General features: G+C 72.0%; 1 protein-coding gene. It reads right to left on the reverse strand.

What is annotated here, in order from left to right; translation table 11 throughout:
- Positions 1–254 precede the first annotated feature (254 nt).
- Positions 255–1,033 (reverse strand): FecR family protein (locus tag ACLD7X_RS17050; RefSeq protein WP_411424878.1); only part of this gene is annotated, 779 nt, incomplete at its 5' end.

A 1,033-nucleotide genomic window follows, 5' to 3' on the forward strand; every position in this document is an offset into this window, starting at 1 on the left:
CGTAAACTGCGGTCGCTCCGGCCATGGACACGGCGGCGGGCGCGGAAGGCCGATCGACCGAAGCGGCGGCGGCGGTTTGTCCCCCTGCAGCCATGATGGCGGCTGCTGCCGTGATTGCGCGTCGCATGATCGTCCCCCAGTGTCGCGGCTACTCCGCTGAGGGCGAGACGGTTCAGGCCGCCCCAACCGCCATTCCTGCGCCATGAAGCTTTTATGACGCGCGGGGGGCGCCTTGATCCTCGCATGGGCGCCGGTCAGCCCGCCGGCGCGATCGCGTAGCCCCCATCGCTGCGGGCCACGACCTCGACTGCAAACGACGCTTCGAGCGCCGCGAGAAACGGACCAGGATCCGTGGAGGTGAAGCGTCCGCCGAGGCGAAGTCGGCCGAGCGCTGGATCAGCCAGGACGATCGGGGCGGAGAGATAACGATTGTACTCAGCGATCGCCGCGCCGAGCGTCTCCCCGTCGAACAGGATTTCGCCTCGTCTCCAGGCGTCCGCGCGCGCGATCGCCACCGGGGCTGCGGCCTCGATCTCGGCGCGGGTTTCGTCGACGCGCGCCAGCGCGCCCGAGCCCAGCGGACGCATTCGGCCTTCCGATCGTGTCCACGCCCGGCCCTGGAGCACGAGCAGCTGAAGGCCTTCAGGGGTGCGCCTCAGATTGTACCGGCCCGCCTCCAGCTGAACCGAGGAGGCGCCGCCCTCCACCCAGATCGGCGTCGCCCCGGCAGGCGCCTCGACCGCGATCTCGCCAGCTTCAAGCCGCAGGCGGCGCGCGCCTGCGACCGGGTCGCGCACCGTCACGCGCGTCGCGGTGTTCAGCTCCAGACGACCGTCGTCGCGGAGCCGGACGAGCCGGCGCTCCCCCACTTCCGTGCGGTAGCGTTCGCCGGCGGCGACCTGGCTGAAGGCGAACGTCCCTGCGGCCAAGGCAGCCGCGCCCCCCGCAGCGAGAAGGGCGCGGCGGGTTGCGCCGCTGGCCGGCGGTGTAGGGGCGACGTCCATTCTGTCCGCGGCTCGGGCCTGCGGCGGAT

The sequence above is a fragment of the Aphanothece microscopica RSMan92 genome (assembly GCF_046613545.2).
In the GTDB taxonomy this organism is placed as follows: Bacteria; Cyanobacteriota; Cyanobacteriia; order PCC-6307; family Cyanobiaceae; genus NIES-981.